The sequence below is a fragment of the Bartonella vinsonii subsp. berkhoffii ATCC 51672 genome, from assembly GCF_902825225.1.
GTDB classification, from domain to species: Bacteria; Pseudomonadota; Alphaproteobacteria; order Rhizobiales; family Rhizobiaceae; genus Bartonella; species Bartonella berkhoffii.
This window is the reverse complement of the sequence record NZ_CADEAK010000295.1, coordinates 1-396: the sequence shown is the minus strand read 5'-3', so window position 1 is coordinate 396 and position 396 is coordinate 1. Positions and strand designations below refer to the sequence as shown.

Annotated in this window: 1 protein-coding gene; it reads left to right on the top strand. The window is 48.0% G+C overall.

Annotation, left to right across the window (positions count from 1 at the left end; translation table 11 throughout):
* Positions 1 to 318: phage tail protein (locus J7R10_RS09335; RefSeq protein ID WP_208436533.1), on the top strand; the 318-nt coding region annotated here is incomplete at its 5' end.
* Positions 319 to 396: the final 78 nt, after the last annotated feature.

The window sequence follows — 396 nt, the reverse complement described above, 5'->3', positions numbered from 1 at the left end:
AGATCCCCCAGTTTGCAATGCACCGGCTATGGCAATGATGCAAAGACCATTCATAGAGTTTGGTTTCCAGAAGAACTTGGTGACCGTGCATCGATTGACTCACTCAGCAGAACGATACGAGCAGCCAAACCCGTACAGATTCTTCGTTGGATGAATGATATGAGCTATAGCGCCCTTCTCCATGGGCCCGTGGTGATCACCACTCTCACGAAAGACCACGACTATATCACCCGCTCTGGTCAATCGCAGCGCATCCGCTATTCCATCATCTTGTTGCCGTTTTTCGAGGGGGGAATACCCCAAGGCCAATATCAGTAAGATCGATATCAAGAGGAACAATTCCCATTAAGATACTAGAGAAGCATGGTGTTGTAGAGTTAGAGGTTATGTGCCTTG